Origin of the sequence: Gilvimarinus sp. DA14 (assembly GCF_024204685.1) — a bacterium.
GTDB lineage: Bacteria > Pseudomonadota > Gammaproteobacteria > Pseudomonadales > Cellvibrionaceae > Gilvimarinus.
The window spans coordinates 1,714,503-1,738,854 of the sequence record NZ_CP100350.1 but is presented as its reverse complement, the minus strand read 5'-3'; the positions used below and the strand labels follow the sequence as shown (position 1 = coordinate 1,738,854).

Genomic DNA, 24,352 nt, shown 5'->3' with positions numbered 1-24,352 from the left:
GATGATTAAACAGCATGTCTTTCTTGTCGGCCCCATGGGGGTCGGCAAGTCTACCATCGGCCGCTTATTGGCCTCTGAGTTACACCTTCCCTTTGTCGATACCGATCGCTTGATAGAGTCCAGAACCGGGGCGGATATCCCATGGATCTTTGATATGGAAGGTGAAGAGGGCTTTCGTGATCGCGAAACGGGCGTTTTAAAAGAGCTTTGCGAAGGTGAAATTTCGGTGATCGCCACCGGCGGCGGAATTGTCACTCGTGAGCAAAATTGCCAGCTGATGCAAAGTCACGGCTGTGTCTGCTATTTGAACGCATCGGTAGAGCAGCTGGTTGAGCGCACGTCACGGGATCGCAAGCGCCCTTTGTTGCAGGTTGAAAACCCCAGGCAACGAATTGTAGAAATACTGACCGAGCGTGAGCCTATCTATCGCGCCATTGCCACCTTGGTGGTTAATACCGACCGTTTTAGCCCCAAGGCAGCTGTGCAGGAAATTGTCGACGCCTTACTTTAGGTATTGCTGTTCTGCGCTTGTTGCCCGCGTTTGCCTGAGGGTGTCTGTGGTAAACTAGCCGCAGAGTTTTCGCAACGGTGCCAAAGATTATGCATAGCTTAAAGGTAGAGCTCGGTGAGCGCAGTTATCCTATCTATATCGGTGAGGGGCTGTTTAGTCCCGAGTATTTAACCCCTCACATCCACGGTCGGCAAGTTTGCGTTGTCACCAATGAGACCGTTGCCCCGCTGTATTTACAGACATTATTAGAAGCCCTGTCTGGTGGCGGTTACACCCTGGAAACCGTCGTGTTGCCCGATGGCGAAAAACATAAAAACCTGGAAACCCTAAATCTGGTTTTTGATGGTCTGTTGCAGGCGCGCTTTAATCGTCAATGTACGCTCATAGCCCTGGGTGGCGGAGTCATTGGCGATATGGCGGGCTTTGCCGCGGCTTGCTATCAGCGCGGCGTAAAATTTATTCAAATACCCACTACCTTACTTTCAATGGTAGATTCCTCCGTCGGCGGTAAAACGGGGGTAAATCACCCACTGGGTAAGAATATGATAGGCGCCTTTTATCAGCCTCAAGCGGTGCTGGCCGATGTCTCTGTGTTAAAGAGCCTTCCGGTTCGTGAGTTGGCTGCAGGGGTTGCCGAGGTGATTAAGTACGGGTTGATTTGCGATGCCAGCTTTTTTGTTTGGCTCGAAGAGAATATTGCACGAGTAATGGCTGGAGATACCGACGCGCTTGCCTATTGCGTGGTGCGCTCCTGCGAGGATAAAGCCAAAGTGGTTGCAGAAGATGAGCGCGAGGGTGGTGTCCGTGCCATATTGAATTTAGGGCACACTTTTGGTCACGCCATTGAAACGGCTCAAGGGTATGGTAACTGGCTGCACGGTGAGGCTGTGGCCGCCGGCATGATGATGGCTGTAGACTTGTCGCAGCGTATGGGCAATGTACCCGCCGATTTGGTTGAGCGAACGCGCAGCCTTTTGCTGGCAGCCCGCTTACCTACCATCGCTCCAGCTGACATGAGCAACGACGACTTTTTAACGTTGATGGCAGTCGATAAAAAGGCGATGGATGGTGGTTTGCGCCTGGTCTTGCTCGAGGCATTGGGCAAAGCGGTTGTCACCGCAGACTTCGATGCGCAATTGCTCGAACAAACGCTTACCCAATCGCGCATTGCCTAAGTGACTACGGAGTCCGTCATGAGTGAGCCTAGCTACTTTGCGCTACTTGGGTTAGATCATGACCCGATGGCCGTTGCGCCTGCAGCCGAGTTGTGGTCCGGGCTGGAAGCGCTTTCTCTTGAGGTACTACACAACATAGAGTTTATTGCTCCGCTAGTGGTGATTACCGGCGCAGAGGGTGAGGGTAAGACTTCGCTCGCTGCAGAACTGTATAATCGTTTGGCGCTGTCACGCGAGACAATTTACTTTTCCGCGCGCGGGGCTGAAGGTGATCACCTACTGAGAAAAATCGCAGATTTTCTCAATCTTCCCCTCAATGCTGATACTAGTACCGGCGAGTTACTTGTCCAGATACGCTCTGCAATGGCCGAAGGCCAGATCTATGTAGTGATCGATGATGCCGACGCATTGGGAGATGAGACGCTCGTTCCGTTAATGAGCTTATTGCAGTCGGCGCAAGACCTGCCTCCTATTCGCCTCCTGCTCCTGGGGCGCGATGATCTAGCCCCCAGGCTCGATAGCTATGGTATGCCTGATATAGAGGTGCAGGATTTTCAGCTGCCGCAAATTGATTTACACGAGTCGATTCAGTTGTTGCAGCGGCGTCTCGACGATGCCGGCTACGAAGGCGAGCCGCTGTTTGATCGTTCATTGGTAGAGCCCTGGTGGGATTCTGCATCCGGTAATATAGGCAGCTTGCTGGCGTCGGCCAGGCTATGGTTACAGGATTACGCTGTTGTAAGCGATCCTCCCCAAGATAGCGATGCCAGCCCTCAATCGATTTCTAAGCTTCCGGTAGTGCATATACTTGCTGTCGCGGGCCTTATTACTGCTTTGGGGATGGTCTATCTTTACAGTAATGATGCAACTCAAGATGTAGCAACGAGCAAGACGCTAAAGATCCCCGCTGCTGATGTGGGCGCGGCAGTATCGTCGCAAGCGGCTAGCAGCCTTGAGTCGTCTTCCGCTCAGGTGTCTTCCGTCAGTGAGCCTGCATCCCGACCTGATGATGTCAATAAGGCTGAAGTACAGGGTGCAAGCTCCAGCTTGGTGTTAGCACCTGCGCCTGAGATAATTTCTTCATCTTCATCTTCATCTTCATCGTCGAGCGTCGCTGTGAGGCCGGCCGATGCGTCGTACAGCGAGGATGAGCTGGAAATATTATCGTGGCCGAAAGACTCCTATACCTTGCAAGTATTGGGTGTGAGTAACCTTGCGTCTGCGCAAAGCTATCAGCGAGCCCAAGCGAATAGTGATCAGTTACGGGTTTATAGTTCAACGCGGGCAGGTAAGCCTTGGTATGTGGTGTTGGCCGGTAGATATTCATCCAGAGCAGAGGCACAGGCGGCCATTGCCCGGCTGCCTGCCAAGCAGCGCGATGCTCAGCCCTGGCTTCGTGGTGTAGAGGATATTCAGCAAGAGCTGCAAAAATAATAGCCCGGTGGCATGTTTCGGATTCCTACAGCAATTTGTAAGCGCGCATAAAAAAGCCCCAGCCGTAAGGCTGGGGCTTTTTTATGGGTGGAAGGTTTATTCCTCTTCTTCGGGTATTTCAGAGAATACTCTCACACCGTTAGAGCCATATTTGATACTGCCATCTCCAGGAGTGGGCACTTCTATCTCGATAAAAACGGCGCCGCTTGCTGGATCAGAGTCATCGGCAGAGATAAATAAAGTCACGTAGCTGTAGTCGGACGAGGCGCTGATTTCTCCGTTGGGGAACACTTCCGCTTCAACACCTTGGGCGAGGTCGGCATTGACGGAGATCTCGGTGCCGCCGGGTATGCCGTTGCCGTTGCAGTCTGCCAGCATAAACTTAAAGCTTTTGGTTTCGCCTGGTTCAAAGGTGACTGTTTCGGTGGGCTCGCCAGGTAGGCGGCCATCTGCGGTATAAAGTGGGGCGTCGCAAGACATTACCAGCATGTGCTCAGCTCGCACCAATACGGCGTCGCGTGTGCAGGCGCCCGCTGCTGCGTCTTCTTCACGGCACAGCACGCCATTGTAAAGACCGTCACCTGGCTCGTAGCTGTTGCTATCGCCGGCGTTGACGGTGGCAATCTCTTCTCCGGCGTTATAGCGACCGTCGAAATTGCGGTCCACATAGGGCGAGCCGAGGTCGTCACAGCCGAAGGCTTCTGAGGTAGAGCCTGAGTCGGCATGAGACGCTGAGCCTGATACCGGCTCTGAGCGTTGGCAGTTTCTAATACGCGCGGCAACATCGCCTTCGGTGCTGTCTGCGGTATAGAAAACGTCTACATCAGGGTCGTACATACCGTTATTGTTGGCATCGATAAAGGATTCGTTGCCTATAGTCGTGGCCAGAATCTTTACCCGGCCGTCGCGGCAATGCGCAGCGCCATTGTTGCACTGTAAATAAGGCGTGTGATCGTAGTTGTTGGGCTCTTCAATAATCGTAAAGCCCTGATCTGCTTCTGGTTTGGGGCTCTGGCTCTGCCAGGTAACGCTACAGGAGCCGCTGACACCTTCGTCCTCTTCAGTGCTGGTGCCGGTTAAGCAGCTTGAGCCGATTGCACCGCCTACGGTGGTGAAGTAAATCGGAGTGCCGTCAGGTACTGGGTTGTTGAAAGCGTCGGCCGCGTTCACGGTGATCTGTGACGTGACATTGTTATAGCGCCAGGCGATTGGGTGGTTGTCGCTACCGGCGATCGACATACTGTTTTGGTCCGGCAGACCGGTTGAAACCACAAGCTGCGACGATTGGGTAGAAATGCCGCCTTCGGTAGTGGCTGTAACGCGCACGGCACCGGGAACTGAGCCAGATTGCACAGTGGTGGATACCAGGCCGTCCACATCGGAGGTGCCAGAGTCGTTCACCAAAGACAGGCCGCCGCTGGAGCTGTTTAGTTTAAAGTCTACAGCTATGCCTTTGACCGGTGCGCCAGTACTGCCGCGCACTCTAAAGGTTAGGGTTGCAGTTTCATTGCCGCCTGTGCCTTTAAGGGTAATAGCATTGGGCGATGCCTCTACAAAGGTCAGGCTTTGTACGGTATCGGCCGCAATTTCTACGGCGCCGTTAGCGCTGATGACCGAGCCGCCGTAAGAGGTGGTTGCGGTGATGGAGTCAGTCCCTATGCAGCCATTGGCGGTATAGCGGATAGTCGCTTGGCCATTAGTGGTTTGCACAATGTTGGTGGGGCAGTCGGATTCACAAATCTCGCCCGACTGTGGGCTGAGCAGGGATTCGCCGGCGGCAATACAGGGGGAGCTGAAGGTCACATCCACCGCATCGGTAATCAGCTCGCCGTTATTGACTACATTAACTGAGAGCAGGGTGTTTCCACCGGCAGAGAGTACGCCGTCACCAATGCCTACACCGATAACGCCGGGCTGAAAATCCGCTCCTGAGCCTGAGCCAATCTCTGCCAGATCATTGGCCGCGCTGCTGCTACTGCCGCCGCCACCGCCGCCTTGGTTGTTAAGGTTGTCGAGCGTGGTGCCGTTGCTGCCGCCACCGCAGGCAGCGAGTCCGGTACACAGGGCAAGGACCCCCGCAAGTTTTGACGCATGAGACCCGAGTTTGATTATCCGCATATCTATGGTCCTGAATTTATCGGAATTGTCGTTGTTATTTGCCTCGCGGCCGCGAGCGAAAGCTTCCCCCATGGGCCTGTGTAGTGCGGGCAAATGTCGTGCTTCTGTGTAGAAACTAGGTGAAACACCGCTCCTGGTGCCTAAATTAGCGTAATTTACGGGCGGGATAAAGGTCTGTTGTGCCGAAAATGAGGAATAGTGGCACATTTTTACAATTTCTTTTAATTTCAGGCTGTTGTTGTGGGTTTTGATTGTAGTTTCTCATCCATTTTGCGCCAGTTGCTCGCAGACTTTGGCGTATTGTGAGTTGCTTTTTTAGGCGATGGCGCCTAGTCTGGGAGCTTCCGTGATTCAGCTCAACTTCGATTTTTAGCCCACTGCTGTAAAGGCCCAAAGGCTCGCTTTTGCTTGCCTAAAGAGGCTCCAGCGGGTAATATTCTGCGCCCATTTGTACAGCCCCTCTTGTTTAGGGGCTTTTTTGTCTGGCGCATGGTGCAGTGAAGTTGGCCTGCCTTTGTGAGAGTAAAACAGGTAATTATTGAGAGACAGCGTATGACCACTGGTCTGTACAGTTTGGACGAGTTTAAAGATAACTGCGGCTTCGGTCTGATTGCCCATCTTAAGGGTAAGACCAGCCACCGTTTACTCGAAACTGCTATCGAATCCCTGACCTGCATGACCCACCGCGGTGGTATTGCGGCCGATGGTAAAACTGGTGATGGCTGCGGTCTGTTGCTGCAAAAGCCCGACAGTTTTCTGCGAGCTGTCGCCAAAGAGGCCGGCTGCGATGAGCTGGGTGAAGTCTATGGCGTAGGCGCGGTGATGTTGAGCCGCAATGTCGAAAAGGCCGATCAGGCTCGCCGCGTACTTGAAGACGCCTTGCGTGCAGAGGGACTGCAACCTGCAGGCTGGCGCGAAGTGCCAGTGGACTCCAGTTGTCTGGGGCCTATCGCTCTTGAGTCTTTGCCGCTGTTTAACCATGTATTTGTCAATGCGCCCGCGGATACCAGCAATGCTGTTTTCAGTGCAAAATTGCTGATGGCCCGCCGTCGCACTGAGCTGGCTCTTAAGGAAGACACTTCCTTTTATATAGCCAGCCTAAGCACCAGCATCCTCTCCTATAAAGGGTTGATGATGCCGGTGGACTTGCCCAAATTTTTTGCCGATCTGGCCGACGAACGTTTGGAAACCGCTATTTGTGTATTCCACCAGCGCTTCTCCACCAACACCATGCCTCAGTGGCCGCTGGCGCAGCCTTTCCGCATGCTGGCGCACAATGGTGAAATCAACACGGTTATGGGTAACCGCAACTGGTCGGTCGCCCGCACCGATAAGTTCTCTACCCCGCTACTGCCCGATATCGCCGAAGTGGCGCCGCTGGTTAATCGTACTGGCTCTGATTCATCCAGCCTCGATAACATGCTCGAGGTGCTGCTGATTGGTGGCATGGAGCTGCATCGTGCTGTGCGTATGCTGGTGCCGCCGGCGTGGCAAAACGTAGAGCACATGGACTCAGACTTGCGCGCCTTCTACGAATATAACTCCATGCACGTAGAGCCTTGGGATGGTCCCGCGGGACTCGTGATTACCGATGGTCGCTATGCGGTTTGTACTCTTGATCGCAATGGCTTGCGGCCGTCGCGCTGGGTTATCACCAAAGACGATTTGATTACTGTAGCCTCCGAAGTGGGTGTTTATGGCTACAAGCCTGAAGATGTGGTTGCCAAGGGCCGTCTTGGCCCGGGTCAGATCCTGTCTGTCGATACCGAAACCGGTAAGCTTTATCACACCGAAGACATCGATGCCCAACTTAAGGCCGGTAAACCTTACAAGCAGTGGTTGAAAGACAATGCCGTGCGCATTGAGTCTACCTTAGAGACCGATGTGGCTGAGAACGGCTTGTCTGCAGCCGAAATGAAAGCTTACATGAAGCAGTATCAGGTGACCTTCGAGGAGCGTGACCAAGTACTGCGCCCGCTGGCCGAAGGTGGTCAGGAGGCGGTCGGCTCGATGGGGGATGACACTCCCATGGCGGTACTGTCTGGTAAGCAGCGCTCCCTGTACGACTATTTCCGTCAGCAGTTTGCGCAGGTAACTAACCCGCCAATCGACCCCCTGCGTGAAGCGATTGTAATGTCGCTCGAAACTTGTGTGGGCCGCGAGTTGTCGGTTTACGACGAAACCGAAGCCCACGCCAATCGCGTCATCCTCAGTTCGCCGGTATTGTCGCCAGCGAAATTTCGCGCACTGAAAAACTTGGGGCGCGATGACTATAAAGCCGAGACCTTCTCGCTCGCTTACGATCCGGAGAAAGTAGGTTTAAAACAAGCCGTGATTGAGCTGCGCGAGCGTGTCGCAGAAGCTGTGAGCGCAGGTACAGTACAAGTTATATTGAGTGATATGGGGCTGCAACAGGGCCAGCTGCCGGTGCATGCGCTGTTGGCAACGGGTGCTGTGCATCACTACCTGACTCAGAAAGGGCTGCGCTGCGACGCTAACATTATTGTTGAGACCGGTACCGCACGCGACTCCCATCAGGTGGCGACGCTTATCGGTTATGGTGCAACCGCCGTTTACCCTTATCTCAGTTACTATGTTATGAACGACTTGCTGAACAAAGGCGAGTTGCTTACCGATGTGGATCAAGCGTATAAAAATTACCGCAAAGGGCTGGACAAAGGCCTGTTGAAGATCCTCTCTAAAATGGGTATTTCGACCATCACCTCTTACCGTGGTGCGCAACTGTTTGAAGCTGTGGGCCTGGCCGAAGATGTGGTGGACATGTGCTTTACCGGTACCACCTCGCGCATTAAAGGTGCGCGCTTCGAAGACTTGGAAGCTGATCAAAAAGCGTTGGCGAAAACCGCTTGGCTGGATCGCAAGCCTATTGTTCAAGGTGGTCTGCTGAAGTACGTACACGGCCAGGAATATCACGCGTTTAATCCAGATGTCGTACAAACGCTGCAAAAAGCGGTGCAAAGTGGCAACTGGAGCGACTGGCAGAAATATTCGGATTTGGTAAATACCCGTCCGGTGGCGACCCTGCGCGACTTGATTAAGGTGCGCGGCGGAGTGGGCGAGCCAATTTCCGTGGATGAAGTCGAGCCTGTCGAAAGCATTATCAAACGCTTTGACTCGGCGGGGATGTCCCTCGGTGCTTTGTCACCTGAAGCGCACGAAGCGCTGGCCGAGGCGATGAATACCCTTGGCGGTCGCTCCAACAGTGGTGAGGGCGGCGAAGATCCGGCGCGATTCAACACGCCTAAGGTCTCCAAAATTAAGCAGATCGCCTCCGGCCGTTTTGGTGTAACCCCACACTACTTGGTCAATGCCGAAGTGTTGCAGATTAAGGTTGCTCAGGGGGCCAAACCCGGTGAGGGTGGGCAGCTGCCAGGCGGTAAGGTTAATCAACTGATCGCACGCTTGCGCTACTCGGTGCCCGGTGTGACATTGATTTCTCCACCGCCGCACCACGATATTTACTCTATTGAAGACTTGGCGCAGCTGATTTACGACCTTAAGCAGGTCAATCCCGATGCATTGGTCTCGGTGAAACTGGTATCCCGCCCTGGTGTCGGTACTATTGCCGCCGGTGTGGCGAAAGCTTACGCTGATTTGATCACTATTTCCGGTTATGACGGCGGCACCGCTGCCAGTCCTCTGACGTCTATCCGCTACGCGGGTTCGCCCTGGGAGCTGGGCTTGTCCGAGACTCATCAGACTCTGCGAGCCAATGACTTACGCGATAAAGTTCGCGTACAAACCGACGGCGGCTTAAAAACCGGTTTGGATGTAATTAAGGCGGCCATGCTGGGTGCAGAAAGCTTTGGCTTTGGTACTGCACCTATGGTGGCCTTGGGTTGTAAATATCTGCGTATTTGTCACTTGAATAACTGCGCTACCGGTGTTGCAACCCAGAACGATAAGCTGCGTCGCGACCACTATATCGGCACCGTGGAGATGGCGAAAAACTTCTTCCGTTTCGTCGCTGAGGAAGCTCGTCTGTTGATGGCCGATCTAGGCGTGCGCTCACTGGCCGAACTGGTGGGCCGAGTGGATCTGTTGGAGCTGACCGAAGGGATAACCGAGAAGCAAAAACAATTGGATTTAAGTCCGGTGGTGCACACCGATGACTTCCTGGCCACCAAGCCGCAGCTGTGTGCGGTTGATCGCAACCACCCGTTCGACAAAGGTGAGTTGGCCGAGGCGATGGTGCGCGAGATCTTACCCACTATCGAAGCGAAAAAAGGCGGTGAGTTCAGTTTCCATCTAACAAACTGCGACCGCTCTATCGGTGCGCGCTTAAGCGGTGAAATTGCCAAGCGCTATGGCAACCAGGGGATGGCGGATGCGCCCATCAAGTTGCAGCTGACTGGTATTGCCGGGCAGAGTTTTGGCGTGTGGAACGCCGGCGGCCTGGAAATGTACCTAGAAGGAGATGCCAACGACTATGTAGGCAAAGGCATGGCTGGCGGTAAGATCGTTATCCGTCCGCCTAAAGGTTCTGAGTTTGCTTCAAATCGCACCAGCATTATCGGTAACACCTGTTTGTACGGCGCGACGGGCGGTAAATTATTTGCCGCAGGCACTGCGGGTGAGCGTTGCGGTGTGCGCAACTCGGGCGCACATGTTGTCGTCGAAGGCGCGGGCGATCACTGCTGTGAATATATGACCGGTGGTGTTGTGACTGTTCTGGGTGATACCGGCGTGAACTTTGGCGCGGGTATGACGGGCGGCTTTGCCTATGTGTTGGACGAGAGCAACACTTTTGTGGATCGCTACAACCACGAGCTGGTGGAAATTCACCGCGTGGATACTGAATCTTTAGAGGCGCACCGCAATCATTTGCGTAGTGTGATAGAAGAGTTTACTCGCGAGACCGAAAGTGCCTGGGGCGAGCAGCTGCTGGCAAACTTCGATGACTATGTTGGCAAATTCTGGCTAGTCAAACCCAAGGCGGCGAGCATGAAAAGCTTGCTTGAAAGTATGAAGAACCGCGGTGAATAACCCCTTGGGTTGAACAGATTAGAGGCATTGATTATGGCCGAGCGTTTACACAACAACTTCCAGTTTATTGATGTGGGTCGTCAAGACCCGCAGAAAAAAGACATTCAAACCCGCAAACACCAGTTTGTGGAGATTTACGAGCCCTATGGCAAAGAAGAAGTTGCCAGTCAGGCGCACCGTTGTCTTGAATGTGGTAACCCTTACTGTGAATGGAAGTGCCCGGTACACAACTTTATTCCCAACTGGCTCAAGCTGATTTCCGAGGGCAATATCTTTGAAGCGGCGGAGCTGAGTCACCAGACTAACACTTTGCCGGAAGTATGCGGTCGGGTGTGCCCGCAAGACCGTCTGTGCGAAGGCGCTTGTACTTTGAACGATGGCTTTGGCGCCGTGACCATTGGTAATGCCGAAAAATACATTACCGATACTGCGTTCGCTATGGGCTGGCGTCCGGATATGTCCAAAGTGCAGTGGACCGACAAAAAGGTCGCTGTTATCGGGGCCGGCCCCGCGGGCCTTGGCTGCGCCGACGTTTTGGTGCGCAACGGCGTTAAGCCGGTGGTGTTTGATCGCTATCCAGAAATTGGCGGGTTGCTCACCTTTGGTATTCCCGAGTTTAAGCTGGAAAAAACTGTCCTGACTCGTCGTCGCGAGATCTTTACCGAAATGGGTATTGAGTTCCGCCTCAATACCGAGGTTGGTAAAGATATCACCATGGCCGAATTGTTAGAGCAATACGATGCTGTGTTTATGGGGATGGGGACCTACAACTACATGAAAGGTGGTTTCCCCGGCGAGGATCTACCCGGCGTTTACGACGCTTTGCCGTTTTTGGTTTCAAACGTCAACCGCAACCTGGGTTTTGAAAAAAGCCCGGAAGAGTTTATTAGCGTAAAAGGTAAGCGAGTGGTTGTGCTGGGTGGTGGTGATACCGCGATGGATTGTAACCGCACCTCTATCCGTCAGGGCGCGGAATCTGTGGCCTGTGCTTACCGTCGTGATGAAGAGAATATGCCCGGCTCCAAGCGTGAGGTGGCCAACGCCCGTGAAGAAGGCGTGGAGTTCTTGTTTAATCGTCAGCCGGTCGCCATTGTCGGCGAAGACAAGGTCGAGGGCGTAAAGGTAGTTACTACTCAACTGGGTGAGCCGGACGAAAACGGCCGCCGTCGCCCCGAGCCGATTCCCGGCAGCGAAGAAATCCTGCCCGCCGATGTGGTGTTGATTGCCTTTGGTTTCCGTCCTAATCCGCCGGAGTGGTTGGCCGATCACAGTGTCGAGACCAACAACTGGGGTGGTGTGGTTGCACCTGAAGAACAGGAATATATGTTCCAGACCTCTAACCCTAAAGTCTTTGCCGGCGGCGATATGGTACGCGGCTCTGACTTGGTGGTAACCGCCATCTGGGAGGGGCGCCAAGCCGCTGAAGGGATACTCGATTATTTGAGTGTTTGATGCAAAAGCCGGTCATCTGACCGGCTTTTTTATGGGTTATTCACCTTCGGCCCGTAGATTTTTATCCGTAAGAAGCCTTTATGACAGATTTAAAAAATGATCGTTTTCTGCGCGCCTTGCTGCGCGAGCCTGTTGATGTCACCCCTGTATGGATGATGCGCCAAGCGGGGCGTTATTTGCCCGAGTATCGGGCCAGCCGTGAACGAGCGGGTAACTTTATGGGGCTGTGTGGTAATCCTGAAGCGGCCTGCGAGGTCACCTTGCAGCCGCTGGAGCGCTACCCGCTGGATGCCGCAATTCTTTTTTCCGATATCCTGACCATACCCGATGCTATGGGCTTGGGCTTGTATTTTGAAACCGGTGAAGGCCCCAAGTTTAAAAAGACAGTGCGCAGCGAAGCCGATGTCAATGCGCTGCAGGTGATTGATCCTAAGCGCGACTTACCCTATGTAATTGATGCCGTATCTTTAATCCGCCGCGAGCTAAACGGCCGGGTGCCTCTGATAGGTTTTTCTGGCAGCCCCTGGACGCTGGCTACCTATATGATTGAAGGCGGGTCCAGTCGCGATTTCCGCCGCGCCAAGCAGATGCTTTACAACTCGCCAGAGGTGATGCATCAGCTGCTGGATACTCTCGCCCAATCGGTCACGGTGTATTTGAATGCACAAATTGAGGCCGGTGCTCAGGCGGTGCAGATTTTTGATACCTGGGGTGGGGCTCTGTCGCATCAGGCCTATGCCGAGTTCTCCCTCAATTACATGCAAAAAATTGTTTCTGGTCTGATTCGCGAGCGCGAGGGGCGCAGAGTCCCCGTGATTCTGTTTACCAAGGGGGGCGGCCAGTGGCTAGAGCCCATGGCGGCGACCGGTGCTGATGCCCTGGGTTTGGACTGGACCACGGATATCGGTGTGGCGCGCAGTCGGGTGGGGGATAAAGTGGCGTTGCAGGGCAATATGGACCCAACCATTCTTTATGCCTCAAGCGACCGTATTCGTGACGAGGTGGGCCGTATTCTACATTCCTATGGTGCTGGAGCAGGCCATGTTTTTAATCTGGGCCACGGCATTACCCCCGAAGTGGATCCGGAGCACGCTGGTGCGTTTATTAACGCTGTCCACGATTTGTCGGCCGCTTACCACTCTTAACCAGCCGTAGATTCTAAGTAGTTGGCACAGCATTTGGTTATTGATTAAACTGCCTGTCTCGATTAAAGGTATAAATCGAGTAAGGACGCGGGCAGGTTCGCTCATTTACGGGGATTAAATGTGGGCATCAAACAAGTCAAACTGAATGTTAACGAGCTGACAATCGGTATGTTTGTCTCGGGCCTCGATAGGCCCTGGACGCAAACCCCATTTCCGTTGCAGGGCTTCTACATTCGCGAGATGGACGAGATTCGCAAGTTAAAAAGCCTGTGCAATCACGTTTATATCGATGTGGTAAAAGGCCGCGCTCCTGTCTCAACCAATCTAAAAACTATAACGCCGGGTATTGGCGGCGCTAAGTCAGGTAAAAATGGCCGGCGCGCTGAAGAGATTCCCGTGTCGGTGCCGGTTAAGCCAATCACCGTAAAGCGCGACCAGTATCTAGACGTAAAGCCTCTGAAAAAAGAGGTAAAGCAAGCTCGCCAGTTGCACCAGAAGGTTTACACCGCCGTCGGTCAGGTATTGCAGCAGTTGGACGCCGAGCGTTATCACGACATTCCCGTTGCCGAAACGCGAAAGCTCGCCAGCGATATGGTCGACAGTGTGGTGCGTAACCCCGATGCCTTTACTTGGTTGTCGCGGGTACAAGAGACCGACGAGTACACCTATAGTCATGCGTTGCGGGCTGCCGTGTGGGGCATCTTGTTCGGCCGCCATATAGGTTTGGCAAAGCGCGACTTAGACATTCTGGCGATGGGGGTTTTGCTCAAAGATGTGGGCAAAACCAAGCTGCCACGCGAGCTGATCGGCAAAGCAGAATTAAGTGAAGCGGAGCGCGAAGAGTACGAAAAATTCGTCGAGTTTGGGGTGCAGATATTGCGCGGAACCGAGGGCGTAGAGCCCCGGGTGATTAGCGTAGTGCGCACCCACTGTGAACGCCTCAATGGCAGTGGTTTTCCACAGCATTTGGTGGGCGATAAAATTCCTTTGCTGGGTAAAATTGCGGGGATAGTAACCTTTTACGATACTGTCGTAACGCCGCGCACCGCCACCGTACCAATAGCGCCCTCCCGGGCGGTGGCCCGCCTCTACGAGCTGCGCAATACCTTGTTCCAAGAGGATTTGGTGGTGGAGTTTATTCGCGCGATCGGGCTTTACCCCACGGGCACTCTGGTAGAGCTGAGCACGGGGGAGGTTGGCGTGGTGGTGGAGCAAAACTTCGAACGCCGCTTAAAACCAAGGGTTATGGTGGTTATTGACGCGCTGAAAAACGCACTAGAAAAGCCATATTTGCTGGATTTAGCGGAAGACGACAAGCGTAAACAAGCCCTTATTGATGCCGGTAAGCGGACCCTGGAAGATGCACAGAAAATAGAAATTTCGCGCGACCTGGAACCCGGCAGCTATGATGTGGATATTTTAAAGATACGCGACGATTATTTAATGTCCAACGAGCGCAAGGGCCTGCTCGGCCTGCTGGACAGATTTAAAAATTAATTACGCTGTCCTGCCGCGCCTCGCAGTTTGGGTGTAACGCCTTATGCGCGCTGGCCGAGCGCTTCACCCATTCGGGTGGGGGTACCCGCGCTAAATTGCTCGCTCCAGTGGACTTTATCTCTGCCAAACAACACAATCGCGGTTGATCCCAGCTTAAAACGGCCCATCTCGGCGCCCTTGTCCAGCTTGATACTCGCGGGCGCAGCATCGCCGTAGTAAGTGGTGGATACCCTGCGGCCGATGGGTGCCTGTTCGCCAGCCCAAACCGTTTCAATTCCTGCCACGATGACGGCGCCTACCAGAACCACCGCCATAGGGCCGATCTCCGTGTCGAAAATACAGACCACGCGCTCGTTGCGAGCAAATAAACGCGGCACATGGCGTGCGGTGACTTCGTTAACGGAAAACAGTTGTCCCGGTACCGCCACCATTTGTCGCAGTGTACCGGTCATAGGCATATGTACCCGATGATAATCCTTGGGGGAGAGATAGACCGTGGCGAAGCTGCCATCGGCGAACTCTTCAGCCAGGGCCGGATCTCCGCCCAGTAGCTCGAGGGTACTGTAGCTTTGCCCTTTGGCCTGGAAGATGCGCCCCTCGTTAATCGAGCCCAACTGACTGATGGTGCCATCGGCGGGGCAGACAATGGATTCTTCGCCATTGTCGATCGGGCGAGCGTCGGCTTTCATTGCACGAGTAAAAAAGTCATTGAAGCACTCGTAGTCTTCCAGGTTGGGCCGCTCGGCTTCGCTCATGTCCACGCCATAGCGCTTAGCAAACCAGCTGATAAAACGTTTTTTCACGGCGGGCTGCCTGCAATTGGCAAGGCGCCCCGCAACCCGCGAGATGGTGTGCTGAGGAATTAAATGTTGGCTGGCAATAAATAGCGAGTCTTTAAACGTCATGATAGTGCTAAGCTCCGCAAAAACAGTGGCGCTATGCTACCAGAGTTTGCCCTCTTGCCGCGCTGCGAAGCGTAAAACACTGGTAAAATAGTGCGTTTTTAGGGGGACAAAGTGCTTGAGTACCAGATAATTCCCGTCACTCACTACCAGCAAAACTGCAGTCTGGTCTGGTGCCGGGCAACCGCTAAAGCGGCTTTGATCGACCCTGGTGGTGAAGCGGAAAAGTTATTGGCGTTGGTCGCGCAGACTGGACTAGTGGTGGAAAAAATTCTCCTGACCCACGGCCATATGGATCATGTGGGCGCGGCAACGGCACTTGCCGAGCAGTTGCGCGTTCCTATAATTGGGCCGCATAAAGACGATCGATTCTGGCTAGATAATTTGGCGCAGCAGGCTCAGATGATGGGCTTTACACCCGTGGGTAATGTTCACCCGGATCAATGGCTAAAAGATGGCGATAAAATTTCCATTGGAGAATGTGAGCTATCGGTGCTGCACTGTCCCGGGCACACACCTGGTCATGTGGTATTGGTGGATGAGTCCTCGAGGCTGGCTTTTGTGGGCGATGTTTTGTTCAAGGGCTCGGTGGGGCGGACCGATTTTCCGCTTGGTGATCATGCGACTTTGGTGACTTCGATTACGACCAAACTCTGGCCCCTGGGTGATGATATCCGCTTTGTGCCGGGCCACGGGCCTATGTCTACTTTTGCCGCTGAGCGTGCTGATAATCCTTTTGTGGCGGATAAAAAATTTGGCTAAGTTGCTTCCCAGCGTTGAGATTCGTTACTCGTCACGTCGTCGAACCATAGGCATAGAGGTGCGCGATGCCCAGGTAGTTGTGCGGGCGCCGCGGGGTTTTCCGGAGTCGCAATTGCGCGCCATGGTCGCTGCTAAATCGCGCTGGATTGAAGATAAGGTGGCGCGTCAACGCCAGAGGCTCCACGACAGGCCCGTTTATCAGTACTGTGATGCTGAGTATTTCCCTTACCTAGGCGGCCGCTTGCGCTTAAAAGTTAGTCAGGGCGCTAGGCAAGAATGCTGGCGCGATGGAGAAGACTTGGTAGTGCAGTTGGGTAGGCGCAGTCGCCAGAGCGAGCCGCAGCAAATTCACGCCGCTGTGGCTGCCTGGTACCGAATGCGGGCGCTCGAGGTGCTAGAGACCAAGACTCGCAGGCTTTGCCTTAATGCGGGGCTAAGGGCGGGTAAAGTTAGTGTGCGCGCCACCCGCTCCAAATGGGGACACTGCACACGCCTAGGGGATATTCAGTATAACTGGCAAATTCTACTGGCCCCCGAGCCTGTGGTGGATTATCTTGTAGCCCATGAAGTGAGCCACCTGGTTCAGCAAAATCACAGCCCGGCGTTTTGGCGCCAGGTAGAGCGGCTTTGCCCCGGCTACCAGAGCTGGCGTCAGTGGCTGCGCGAGCATGGCCATACATTGATTTTACCTGCCGTATAAGTTGCCTGAGGGTCAGACCATGGAACCTGTCACCGATAATTTTGAAGAAAACCTGGATCGTTTTGTGGTCGAGGGGATAGACACGGGTTGTGTGTGGGGGCTAGAGGGACCGGAAGGATGGGCGCTGTGTGATTCAGAACGCTACGATAATACCGATGTTATGCCTCTATGGTCCGATCGCGAGCTGGCCGCGGCACATTGCGTGGAAGAGTGGTCCATTTACAAGCCCGTCGCTATCGCTCTGGAAGAGTTTCTTGAAGACTGGCTCCCCGGTATGCACGACGATGTGCTGTTGGTGGGGGTAAACTGGGACAGCGAGTTGGAAGGAGAAGAGTGGGAGCCTCTGGATTTATTGGCCGAATTCGAAGCCGAGCTTGGCTAGCCGTTCAGCCCGTTTGCTGCGCTAGCTCATCCACGCCGAATAGGTAATCGTGCAGAATATCTATCTGGTTATCGCACACATAGCGCTCTAATTGCTCGAGCTGGGTAAAGGCCGGGGTAATAACGCCCTCAGTGTTGCCAGCGTAGTCCGCCCGCGTCATCACCAGCATCTTACTAGGCGGTGAACCTTCCTGAGGCGCGAACAACACCTGTAATACCTTGAATTTAAAATCCAGGCAAAAGCGCATTAATGTGGGGTAAATTGACTCCTGTCGATTGGTAAAGCTGATTTCCCTGCTGCCAAGAAACTCTTGGTTAAAATTCTGCTGGTCAGGCATACATCTCTCTCTGGCCGGCCGGTTGATATTTTTCCACCGATTAGAGCACAGTAGGTGGCTGGCTGGTGTGAGCTGAGTCACAAAAGCCCGGTGCTTGCCGGTGTGCTTCTGTTCTGCCCTTGTAGCTTCATAGACCAAATTTAACGCTGGTGCTTGGGTAAATCGGCGAGCTTGGGTATTCTCTAGGGCGCCCATCAATGGTTTGAGGTATGTAAATGAAAAGGATGCTTAATATGCGGGCTTGGCTGCTGCTGTTGATAGTCAGTTTGTCGGGTTGCGCGGCTTTGTCCCCTGGCTTTACTGACCCCGAGGTCAAGGTGGTGGGGTTAAAATTGCTGCCCGCTCAGCAGGGTGAAATGGCTCCGCGACTGGGCGTTCAGCTGGCTATCAGCAATCCTAATAATGTTGATTTGTCTGTCACAGGTATGTCCTATAGCATAGACTTGGATGGCTTCAGTTTGCTCTCGGGGGTACGTGCGGATGTGCCAACCTTCAAGGCTTACAGTGAAACCCCGTTGGAACTATCGCTGTCGGCCGATGTGATTCAAATGGTCAAACTGGTGCGTGCCCTGGCCGAGCGACCGGCAAATAAGCCTTTAGAATACGAGTTTAATGCCAAACTGGACACCGGCCGTTTCAGTCCCGCTATTCGGGTCAGCGAAGCCGGCACTATTGCCCTGGATTCACTTTAGGCTAGCTGCAACTGCCGGGGTAACCACTACATAAAATATCATTTAGGCACCGCCTAATACGCAGGAACAAGCATGTCAGAACACACGACCTTCTCTGAGGCCGAAGAGTTTATTTCCTTGAAAGAGTATGCCGAAAAGGCTTACTTAGATTATTCCATGTACGTTATTTTGGACCGCGCCCTGCCCCATGTGGGAGATGGCCTGAAGCCGGTGCAAAGACGTATCGTCTACGCCATGAGCGAGCTGGGACTTAAGTCCACCGCTAAGTATAAAAAGTCGGCGCGCACCGTGGGTGATGTTATCGGTAAGTTTCACCCTCATGGTGATTCGGCCGCCTACGAAGCCATGGTGATCATGGCTCAGCCATTTTCCTATCGCTATCCGCTTGTGGATGGTCAGGGGAACTGGGGTTCGCCCGATGACCCGAAATCTTTCGCCGCGATGCGTTATACCGAGTCCAAGCTGGCTCGCTACGCAGAGGTGTTACTGGAAGAGCTGGGGCAGGGCACTGTCGATTGGCAACCCAACTTCGATGGCACCATGGACGAGCCCGAAGTTTTCCCTGCGCGGGTGCCCAATGTTTTGCTCAACGGTACTACGGGTATTGCGGTGGGTATGGCAACAGACATACCGCCACACAATTTGCGGGAAGTGGTGGGGGCCTGTATTCACTTACTGGATAACCCCAAGGCGGATATCGATGAGCTGTGTGAGTTTGTGCAGGGGCCGGATATGCCCACCGATGCGGAAATTATCACTCCGCGCAAAGACATTGTCGAACTGTACAAAACCGGCCGCGGCAGCTTAAAAATGCGTGCCCTGTGGAGCCGGGAAAAAGACAGCGGAGATTTAGTGGTAACTGCGCTGCCGCACCAGGTCAGCGGAGCCAAAATCCTCGAGCAGATTGCCGCGCAAATGCAGAACAAAAAGCTGCCCATGGTGGCCGATTTACGCGATGAATCCGACCACGAAAACCCGACCCGTCTAGTCATTACTCCCCGTTCCAATCGCGTCGATAGCGAACAACTGATGCAGCATCTGTTTGCTACCACCGATTTGGAAAAGTCCTACCGCATCAATATGAACATGATCGGTATTGATGGGCGTCCGGCGGTAAAAAGCTTGCAAAAAATACTCAGTGAGTGGCTGAGCTTTCGCACCGTCACCACTCGCAGGCGACTGCAGCACCGTCTGGAAAAAGTTGAGGAGCGTTTGCTGCGCCTCGCAGCTTTGATGATTGTTTATCTTAATGTCGATGAAGTTATCCGCATTATCCGCGAGGAAGATCATCCCAAGCCAATCCTGATGGAGCGTTTCAATCTGGTTGAAATGCAGGCGGAATATATTCTTGAAACCAAGTTGCGTCAGTTGGCGCGGCTTGAAGAAATGAAAATTAAAGAAGAGCAGGAAAAGCTCGAAAAAGAAAGAGAGGATTTAAATAAAACTCTCGGCTCTGCCGCACGGCTGAAAACTTTAGTTCGTAAAGAATTAAAACAGGTGGCTGATGAGTACGGCGACGATCGCCGTTCGCCATTGGTAGAGCGCGGCGACGCCCAGGCCTTTAGTGAGGCCGAGCTGATCAGTGTCGATCCGGTGACCGTGGTGTTGTCAGAAAAAGGTTGGATTCGCGCCGCCAAAGGCCATGATGTAGATCCGGCCGCGCTCAATTATAAAGCTGGAGACTCATTTAAGCTGGCGGTGCCGGGCAAGTCGAATCAATCAGTGATATTGCTCGACTCCACCGGCCGTAGCTACGCCATTGCGGCGCATACACTACCCTCAGCGCGAGGGCAGGGCGAGCCTGTTAGCGGGCGTTTAAACCCGCCCAATGGCGCAACCTTCGAAGGCTTGTTAATGGGTGGCGATAGTGATGCAGTGCTTTTGGCAAGCGATGCCGGCTATGGTTTTATTACGAGCCTAGGCGATTTGTACAGTAAAAATAAAGCGGGCAAGAGTGCCTTGACGCTGCCGAAGGGCGCGCAGGTTTTACCGCCGGCACTGGTCGCCGCCGAGGAAAATGCCTATGTTGCCGCAGTCAGCAATGAGGGGCGCCTGTTGGTTTTCCCACTGGCTGAATTGCCCATTTTGGCGCGAGGCAAAGGCAATAAAATCATTAATATTCCGGCTGCACGCGTGCAAGCTCGAGAAGAGTTCGCTGCCGCGATTGTCACATTGGTGGCTGGTCAGTCACTGACGGTTTACTCGGGTAAACGGCATTTAACGCTTAAGCCCGCAGATCTCGAGCACTATCATGGTGAAAGGGGCCGGCGAGGCAACAAACTGCCGCGCGGTTTTCAAAAAGTAGACCGCCTGGCGGTAGAACAAAAATAGCGGAGTAGCAGGTGGAGAATAAGCGAGAGCACTTACGCACCCCGGTGGTGTGTCAAATTAAAATTTGTCACGAGCAACTCGGAGAAATGCTGGTCAAAACCCGCGACATCTCCGATGGTGGTGTGTTTGTGGTTCTCGAACCTGAGCAAATCCCACCCGTGGGCTCCATTGTGACGGGCCAGGTACAAGGCTTGATGGATGATGCACCTGTCGTGGAAATGGAAGTGGTGCGGGTCGAGCCTCGAGGCGTTGGCTTGCGTTTTATCAATCTCTGATTTTTCATGGGCATTCGTTTACTGGTCTTAGCAATGCTGCTTTGCCCGCTAGGGAAAGCTCTTGCGCAGGTTTACACCTGGACCGATGAGCAGGGTAAGGTGCACTACTCAGATCAGCGCCGGGTGTCTCATGCCGAGGCCAAAGTGATTGATATCGGAGGAATGCCGCCGGCGCCTTTACTTGACCATCAAACACCGGCCAGCTATGGCGCTGAGGTCTATCCACTGGTGTTGGATCGTTTTTTCTACGCCGACTCAGTCAGTGATGAAAATAGAGCCCTGATTACTTATTATTTCGGCGGCGACTGCGTATCTCCTACCAGTGAGAACTTTAACCAATTGCGAGTTCGCTATCCGCAAATCCTGCAGGACGACAAAAAGCTGCAGGCGAATACCTATCGTCAGCTGCGTAAATCTTCCTATGGTTTGCTCTATCGTGCCGGCCACTATTCTATGCCGGTGGTGGATAACGCCGAGATACGAGTTTTAAATGCGCAGGTGACCGATCTAAAAATAAATGCTTGCCGCACCAAGCTTATGGGAGGAGCCGCCAGTGGTGATCTTGAGTCGGCAACCGCCGGCAGTTTTGATGTTCTCAATAGCTGGATCCAAGTCACTTGGCAATTGGCCGATTCGCCCAGCAGTGATCCCTCACATACTTGGGTTACCCAAGGGGTGGCTGCCACCAGGCTCGACCGAGAGTTAAGCCTTTACCGTGCTGTTGAAGATGCTTATCTTGCAGCTTTAGATCAATTGCAAAACGATAGTCGTTGGCGCGCGGCTGTAACCAACCCAGATGCTAACCGGACCACGGCCCCTGCTGCTGATCCACCCGACCCGCAGTTGCAAACTCCTGCGCAAACCTATCTGCAACAGGCCGAACTGGCGCGAGCCTTTGCAGAGATTGCACCGCTGCGTGTTGCGGTAGCCGAGTATTATCAGGTGCGTGGAGTCATGCCGCTGTCGGTCAGTGCTATCGGAGTTCGCAGCCCCGCCATGCGCAGTGAGGTAATACAGCATCTGGAGATGAGGCAGCCGGGCGTAATGCGCGCCGATCTGGCCGGCGCGAACGAAGGTGTGTTTATCGAACTGGTCCCGGAGCTTGAGCATGGTTATACCGGTATTAAGTGGCGCTGCATCAGTAATGCCGCCGCCTCCATATTACCCAGTGCTTGTGAGGAGTATTAATGCGAGTTCACCTATTGTTGCTTGTGCTGGGTATGTTGCTTGGCTGTGGGGCCCGGGCGGCGGTTATTTTGCAGTATCACCATATTAGTGAGACAACTCCGGCCGCCACCTCAACCAAGCCCGAATTATTTGCCCAGCACCTGGAGTATCTCGATAAGCGCAATTTCACCGTTCTGGCTTTGCCCGAGCTGCTTAAGCGATTGCGCAATGGCGAAGCGCTAAACGAAAAAGTTGCCGCTATTACCTTCGACGATGGCTACGACTCGGTTTTTCGCACAGCCTTGCCGCTGCTAAAAAAGTACGACTATCCCTTCACTGTATTTGTTAATTCCGCTTTGGTGGGAAGTTCAGGTTATGCGAGTTGGGAGCAACTTAAGTTGATGCAGGACAGTGGCGCTACCATCGCCAATCACACGGCGACTCACCCGCATATGGTGCGTTTAGAAAAAGGCGAAACGCAAAAGCAGTGGCGTGAAAGAATGCGCGACGAGATTGAGTCTTCCCAGCAAATTATTGAAGAGGCGCTAGGAGGCTCTGAGAAATATCTCGCCTACCCCTACGGGGAGTACAGTGCTCCTTTATTGGCGCTGGTTGAAGGTATGGGGTACGTGGGCTTTGCGCAGCACTCGGGTGCAGTGGGGCCGGACAGTGACTTCTTGGCCCTGCCGCGTTTTCCCATGGGCAGCTCTTACGGCAATATGGATACTTTCCCTGACAAGGTCATGTCACAGCCCTTGCCGCTGGCCAATAGGATTTTGCGTGACGACAGCAATAATAAACTCGACGAGCCAATTGTAAGGGGGGGTAGCCGTCCGATGCTTGAGTTGGAGCTCGAGAATGACTCCTTAGCGGCCCGAGTGCAGTGCTTCTGGAATGGCAAACCAATGGAGGTAATGCGAGATAGGGCGATAATTTCTGTGCGAAGCGATGCAGGTCTAAAGCCAGGGCGTTCTCGCTATAATTGTACCGCTTCTATTTCCGGTTCTGACCGCTTCTTCTGGTTTTCACAGCCCTGGTTTGTCACCGATAGTAATGGCGATTGGCAGCACACAGACTAAAGGGAATGGCCATGAGTGACCTGGAAGAGGTGCTAAAGTTTTGGTTTGTAGAGCTCAAGCCACAAGACTGGTTTAAAAAAAGTGATCGTTTGGATCGTACCATTAGCGCGCGCTTTGCTGAGCTGCATAGCATTGTCTGCGAAAATGTCGCACCCAGCGATAAAGATACACCTAGATCATTACTGGCTAAGGTTATCGTACTGGATCAGTTTAGTCGCAATATGTTTCGCGATACCGCTAAGGCGTTTGCTTATGACGACCAGGCTCTGGCGTTGGCTGTGTTTGCGGTTAAGCGGGGCTGGGATAACAAGTTGACAGCTGAGGAGCGTAGTTTTCTCTACATGCCGTATATGCACAGTGAAAGCCCGCAGGTGCATAAGACGGCGTTGGATCTTTTTGCTCGTCTGGGAAACGCCATTAATTTAAAATTTGAGCGTCAGCACAAAGCCATTATTGACCGCTTTGGCCGCTACCCTCATCGCAATCAAGTGCTCGGGCGTAAAAGTACGGCGGAAGAACTCGCTTTCTTACAGCTGCCGGGGTCGTCTTTTTAACTGTCGGTAAGTTCTGCCGTTGATATGTCCAGCTTGGCGAACTGGTTGTAGCGAATCAGTTCGGCGAGTTCTTGAACATAAACCTCTCCGCGGCTGGAGTAGCCGTTTAATCCCTGAATCAGGTTTAAACCGCTTAGCTGGCTGTGCGATTGACGTGCCCGTGCGCGAATATTGCGCAGTTCGCGATAAGTTTTGTGTGTGTTGATGTTGTGGTAATAAGCGTTGATGGCATCTTCAATACCGGGGAATTTCTGCACCTCGTGGCGCGCTCCGGCACTGCGCCGGCCCGGCACTATGCCGCAACCTTTGGTGTAGCACCACTGGCCAAATAAGTTGTTGCCCTCGCGGGCGAAGCGCGATGTGCCCCAACCGGATTCTTTAGCCGCTTGAGCTACCACCATAGACGGCGGAATAATGTCCACGCGTTTTAGCAGCAGGCTGCTGGTCTCAAGTGGGGTCAGGCCTTCGACGCGGATATTGTAGCGTCTGGCTAATCGCTCGAGCCGCTCCTGCTCCACCCGAGTTAACGCAGAACCCTCATTTAGCTTCTTATGCAGCGCCAGCACTTCTCTGCGCAGCCCCAGAAGCGCTTGGTTCTTCTCGGCAATTAAGGGTTCGAGCAGTGCGACGAAAGTTTGTTTGCGCTGGGGAATATCACTGATGGCTTTCAGGTTCGGCAATGGGGTTTTGCCGTGTAATAACGCAACGCCTGCGGGTTGGTAGCTATGCTGGCTGAGATAGATGGTCAGGCCCAGGGTGCCGATGCTGTAGAGGACTAGCGCAGCGGCTAGGGCGTAAAATTTTTGTTGAAATGTCATAACAATACTAACTC

The 24,352-nt window shown here is 53.5% G+C and carries 20 protein-coding genes; 16 read left to right on the top strand and 4 right to left on the bottom strand.

The features are described 5' to 3' along the window. Nucleotide 1 precedes the first annotated feature (1 nt). From aroK to NHM04_RS07665, 3 genes are all read left to right on the top strand, one after another. The gene (aroK, locus tag NHM04_RS07675; RefSeq protein ID WP_254266395.1) at nt 2–511 is read left to right on the top strand and encodes a shikimate kinase AroK; all 510 of its coding nucleotides are present in this window, start codon (nt 2–4) and stop codon (nt 509–511) included. Between the two features lie 89 nt (nt 512–600). Then, nucleotides 601–1,686, top strand: coding sequence for a 3-dehydroquinate synthase (aroB, locus tag NHM04_RS07670; RefSeq protein WP_254266394.1), 1,086 nt, complete (start codon nt 601–603; stop codon nt 1,684–1,686). Between the two features lie 18 nt (nt 1,687–1,704). After that, nucleotides 1,705–3,120, top strand: a complete 1,416-nt coding sequence (locus NHM04_RS07665; RefSeq protein WP_254266393.1) for an SPOR domain-containing protein — start codon at nt 1,705–1,707, stop codon at nt 3,118–3,120. Between the two features lie 96 nt (nt 3,121–3,216). On the opposite strand, the gene NHM04_RS07660 is transcribed toward NHM04_RS07665, so the two are convergent. Then, the gene (locus NHM04_RS07660) at nt 3,217–5,238 is read right to left on the bottom strand and encodes an Ig-like domain-containing protein (protein WP_254266392.1); all 2,022 of its coding nucleotides are present in this window, start codon (nt 5,236–5,238) and stop codon (nt 3,217–3,219) included. A 552-nt stretch (nt 5,239–5,790) separates the two neighbouring features. Between NHM04_RS07660 and gltB the strand changes: the two genes are divergently transcribed. From gltB to NHM04_RS07640, 4 genes are all read left to right on the top strand, one after another. Continuing rightward, the gene (gene gltB, locus NHM04_RS07655) at nt 5,791–10,245 is read left to right on the top strand and encodes a glutamate synthase large subunit (protein ID WP_254266391.1); all 4,455 of its coding nucleotides are present in this window, start codon (nt 5,791–5,793) and stop codon (nt 10,243–10,245) included. 33 nt (nt 10,246–10,278) lie between these two features. After that, nucleotides 10,279–11,697 (top strand): FAD-dependent oxidoreductase, encoded by a 1,419-nt coding sequence (locus NHM04_RS07650; protein WP_254266390.1) that lies wholly within the window; start codon nt 10,279–10,281, stop codon nt 11,695–11,697. An 80-nt stretch (nt 11,698–11,777) separates the two neighbouring features. After that, entirely contained in the window at nt 11,778–12,842 is a 1,065-nt protein-coding gene (gene hemE, locus NHM04_RS07645; RefSeq protein ID WP_254266389.1) for a uroporphyrinogen decarboxylase, read from the top strand. Between the two features lie 120 nt (nt 12,843–12,962). Continuing rightward, entirely contained in the window at nt 12,963–14,339 is a 1,377-nt protein-coding gene (locus NHM04_RS07640; protein ID WP_254266388.1) for an HD-GYP domain-containing protein, read from the top strand. A gap of 41 nt (nt 14,340–14,380) precedes the next feature. On the opposite strand, the gene asd is transcribed toward NHM04_RS07640, so the two are convergent. Further along, nucleotides 14,381–15,244, bottom strand: a complete 864-nt coding sequence (asd, locus tag NHM04_RS07635) for an archaetidylserine decarboxylase (RefSeq protein ID WP_254266387.1) — start codon at nt 15,242–15,244, stop codon at nt 14,381–14,383. 111 nt (nt 15,245–15,355) lie between these two features. Here asd and NHM04_RS07630 point away from each other — a divergent pair, with 111 nt between their 5' ends. Genes NHM04_RS07630 through NHM04_RS07620 form a run of 3 tightly spaced genes read left to right on the top strand, consistent with a single transcriptional unit; the run spans nt 15,356 to nt 17,085 of the window. Further along, nucleotides 15,356–16,003 carry an MBL fold metallo-hydrolase gene (locus tag NHM04_RS07630; protein ID WP_254266386.1) on the top strand — a complete coding sequence of 216 codons (648 nt, stop codon included), beginning with the start codon at nt 15,356–15,358 and terminating at the stop codon, nt 16,001–16,003. Then, nucleotides 15,996–16,703 (top strand): M48 family metallopeptidase, encoded by a 708-nt coding sequence (locus NHM04_RS07625; RefSeq protein WP_254266385.1) that lies wholly within the window; start codon nt 15,996–15,998, stop codon nt 16,701–16,703. The genes NHM04_RS07630 and NHM04_RS07625 overlap by 8 nt, the downstream gene beginning before the upstream one ends. 19 nt (nt 16,704–16,722) lie before the next feature. Further along, nucleotides 16,723–17,085, top strand: a complete 363-nt coding sequence (locus NHM04_RS07620) for a DUF2750 domain-containing protein (RefSeq protein ID WP_254266384.1) — start codon at nt 16,723–16,725, stop codon at nt 17,083–17,085. 4 nt (nt 17,086–17,089) lie between these two features. Here NHM04_RS07620 and NHM04_RS07615 read toward each other — a convergent pair whose 3' ends face one another. Further along, the gene (locus NHM04_RS07615) at nt 17,090–17,422 is read right to left on the bottom strand and encodes a hypothetical protein (protein WP_254266383.1); all 333 of its coding nucleotides are present in this window, start codon (nt 17,420–17,422) and stop codon (nt 17,090–17,092) included. Nucleotides 17,423–17,637: 215 nt separating this feature from the next. Between NHM04_RS07615 and NHM04_RS07610 the strand changes: the two genes are divergently transcribed. The 6 genes from NHM04_RS07610 (at nt 17,638) to NHM04_RS07585 (ending at nt 23,520) form a co-directional block, all read left to right on the top strand. Next, nucleotides 17,638–18,114, top strand: a complete 477-nt coding sequence (locus NHM04_RS07610) for an LEA type 2 family protein (protein ID WP_254266382.1) — start codon at nt 17,638–17,640, stop codon at nt 18,112–18,114. 72 nt (nt 18,115–18,186) lie between these two features. Continuing rightward, complete coding sequence (parC, locus tag NHM04_RS07605) at nt 18,187–20,445, top strand: DNA topoisomerase IV subunit A (protein WP_254266381.1); 2,259 nt, start codon at nt 18,187–18,189, stop codon at nt 20,443–20,445. An 11-nt stretch (nt 20,446–20,456) separates the two neighbouring features. Next, on the top strand, nt 20,457–20,720 hold the full coding sequence (locus NHM04_RS07600; protein WP_254266380.1) for a PilZ domain-containing protein: 264 nt from the start codon (nt 20,457–20,459) through the stop codon (nt 20,718–20,720). 6 nt (nt 20,721–20,726) lie between these two features. After that, nucleotides 20,727–21,908: a pilin gene (locus NHM04_RS07595; protein ID WP_254266379.1), complete on the top strand. Its 1,182-nt coding sequence runs from the start codon at nt 20,727–20,729 to the stop codon at nt 21,906–21,908. Next, nucleotides 21,908–22,966, top strand: coding sequence for a polysaccharide deacetylase family protein (locus tag NHM04_RS07590; RefSeq protein WP_254266378.1), 1,059 nt, complete (start codon nt 21,908–21,910; stop codon nt 22,964–22,966). The genes NHM04_RS07595 and NHM04_RS07590 overlap by 1 nt, the downstream gene beginning before the upstream one ends. Nucleotides 22,967–22,977: 11 nt before the next feature. Then, a complete protein-coding gene (locus NHM04_RS07585; RefSeq protein ID WP_254266377.1) occupies nt 22,978–23,520 on the top strand; it encodes a DUF924 family protein in 543 nt (180 codons plus the stop codon). Here the strand turns inward: NHM04_RS07585 and NHM04_RS07580 are convergent. Next, nucleotides 23,517–24,338, bottom strand: coding sequence for a glucosaminidase domain-containing protein (locus NHM04_RS07580; RefSeq protein ID WP_254266376.1), 822 nt, complete (start codon nt 24,336–24,338; stop codon nt 23,517–23,519). The genes NHM04_RS07585 and NHM04_RS07580 overlap by 4 nt on opposite strands. Nucleotides 24,339–24,352 lie beyond the last annotated feature (14 nt).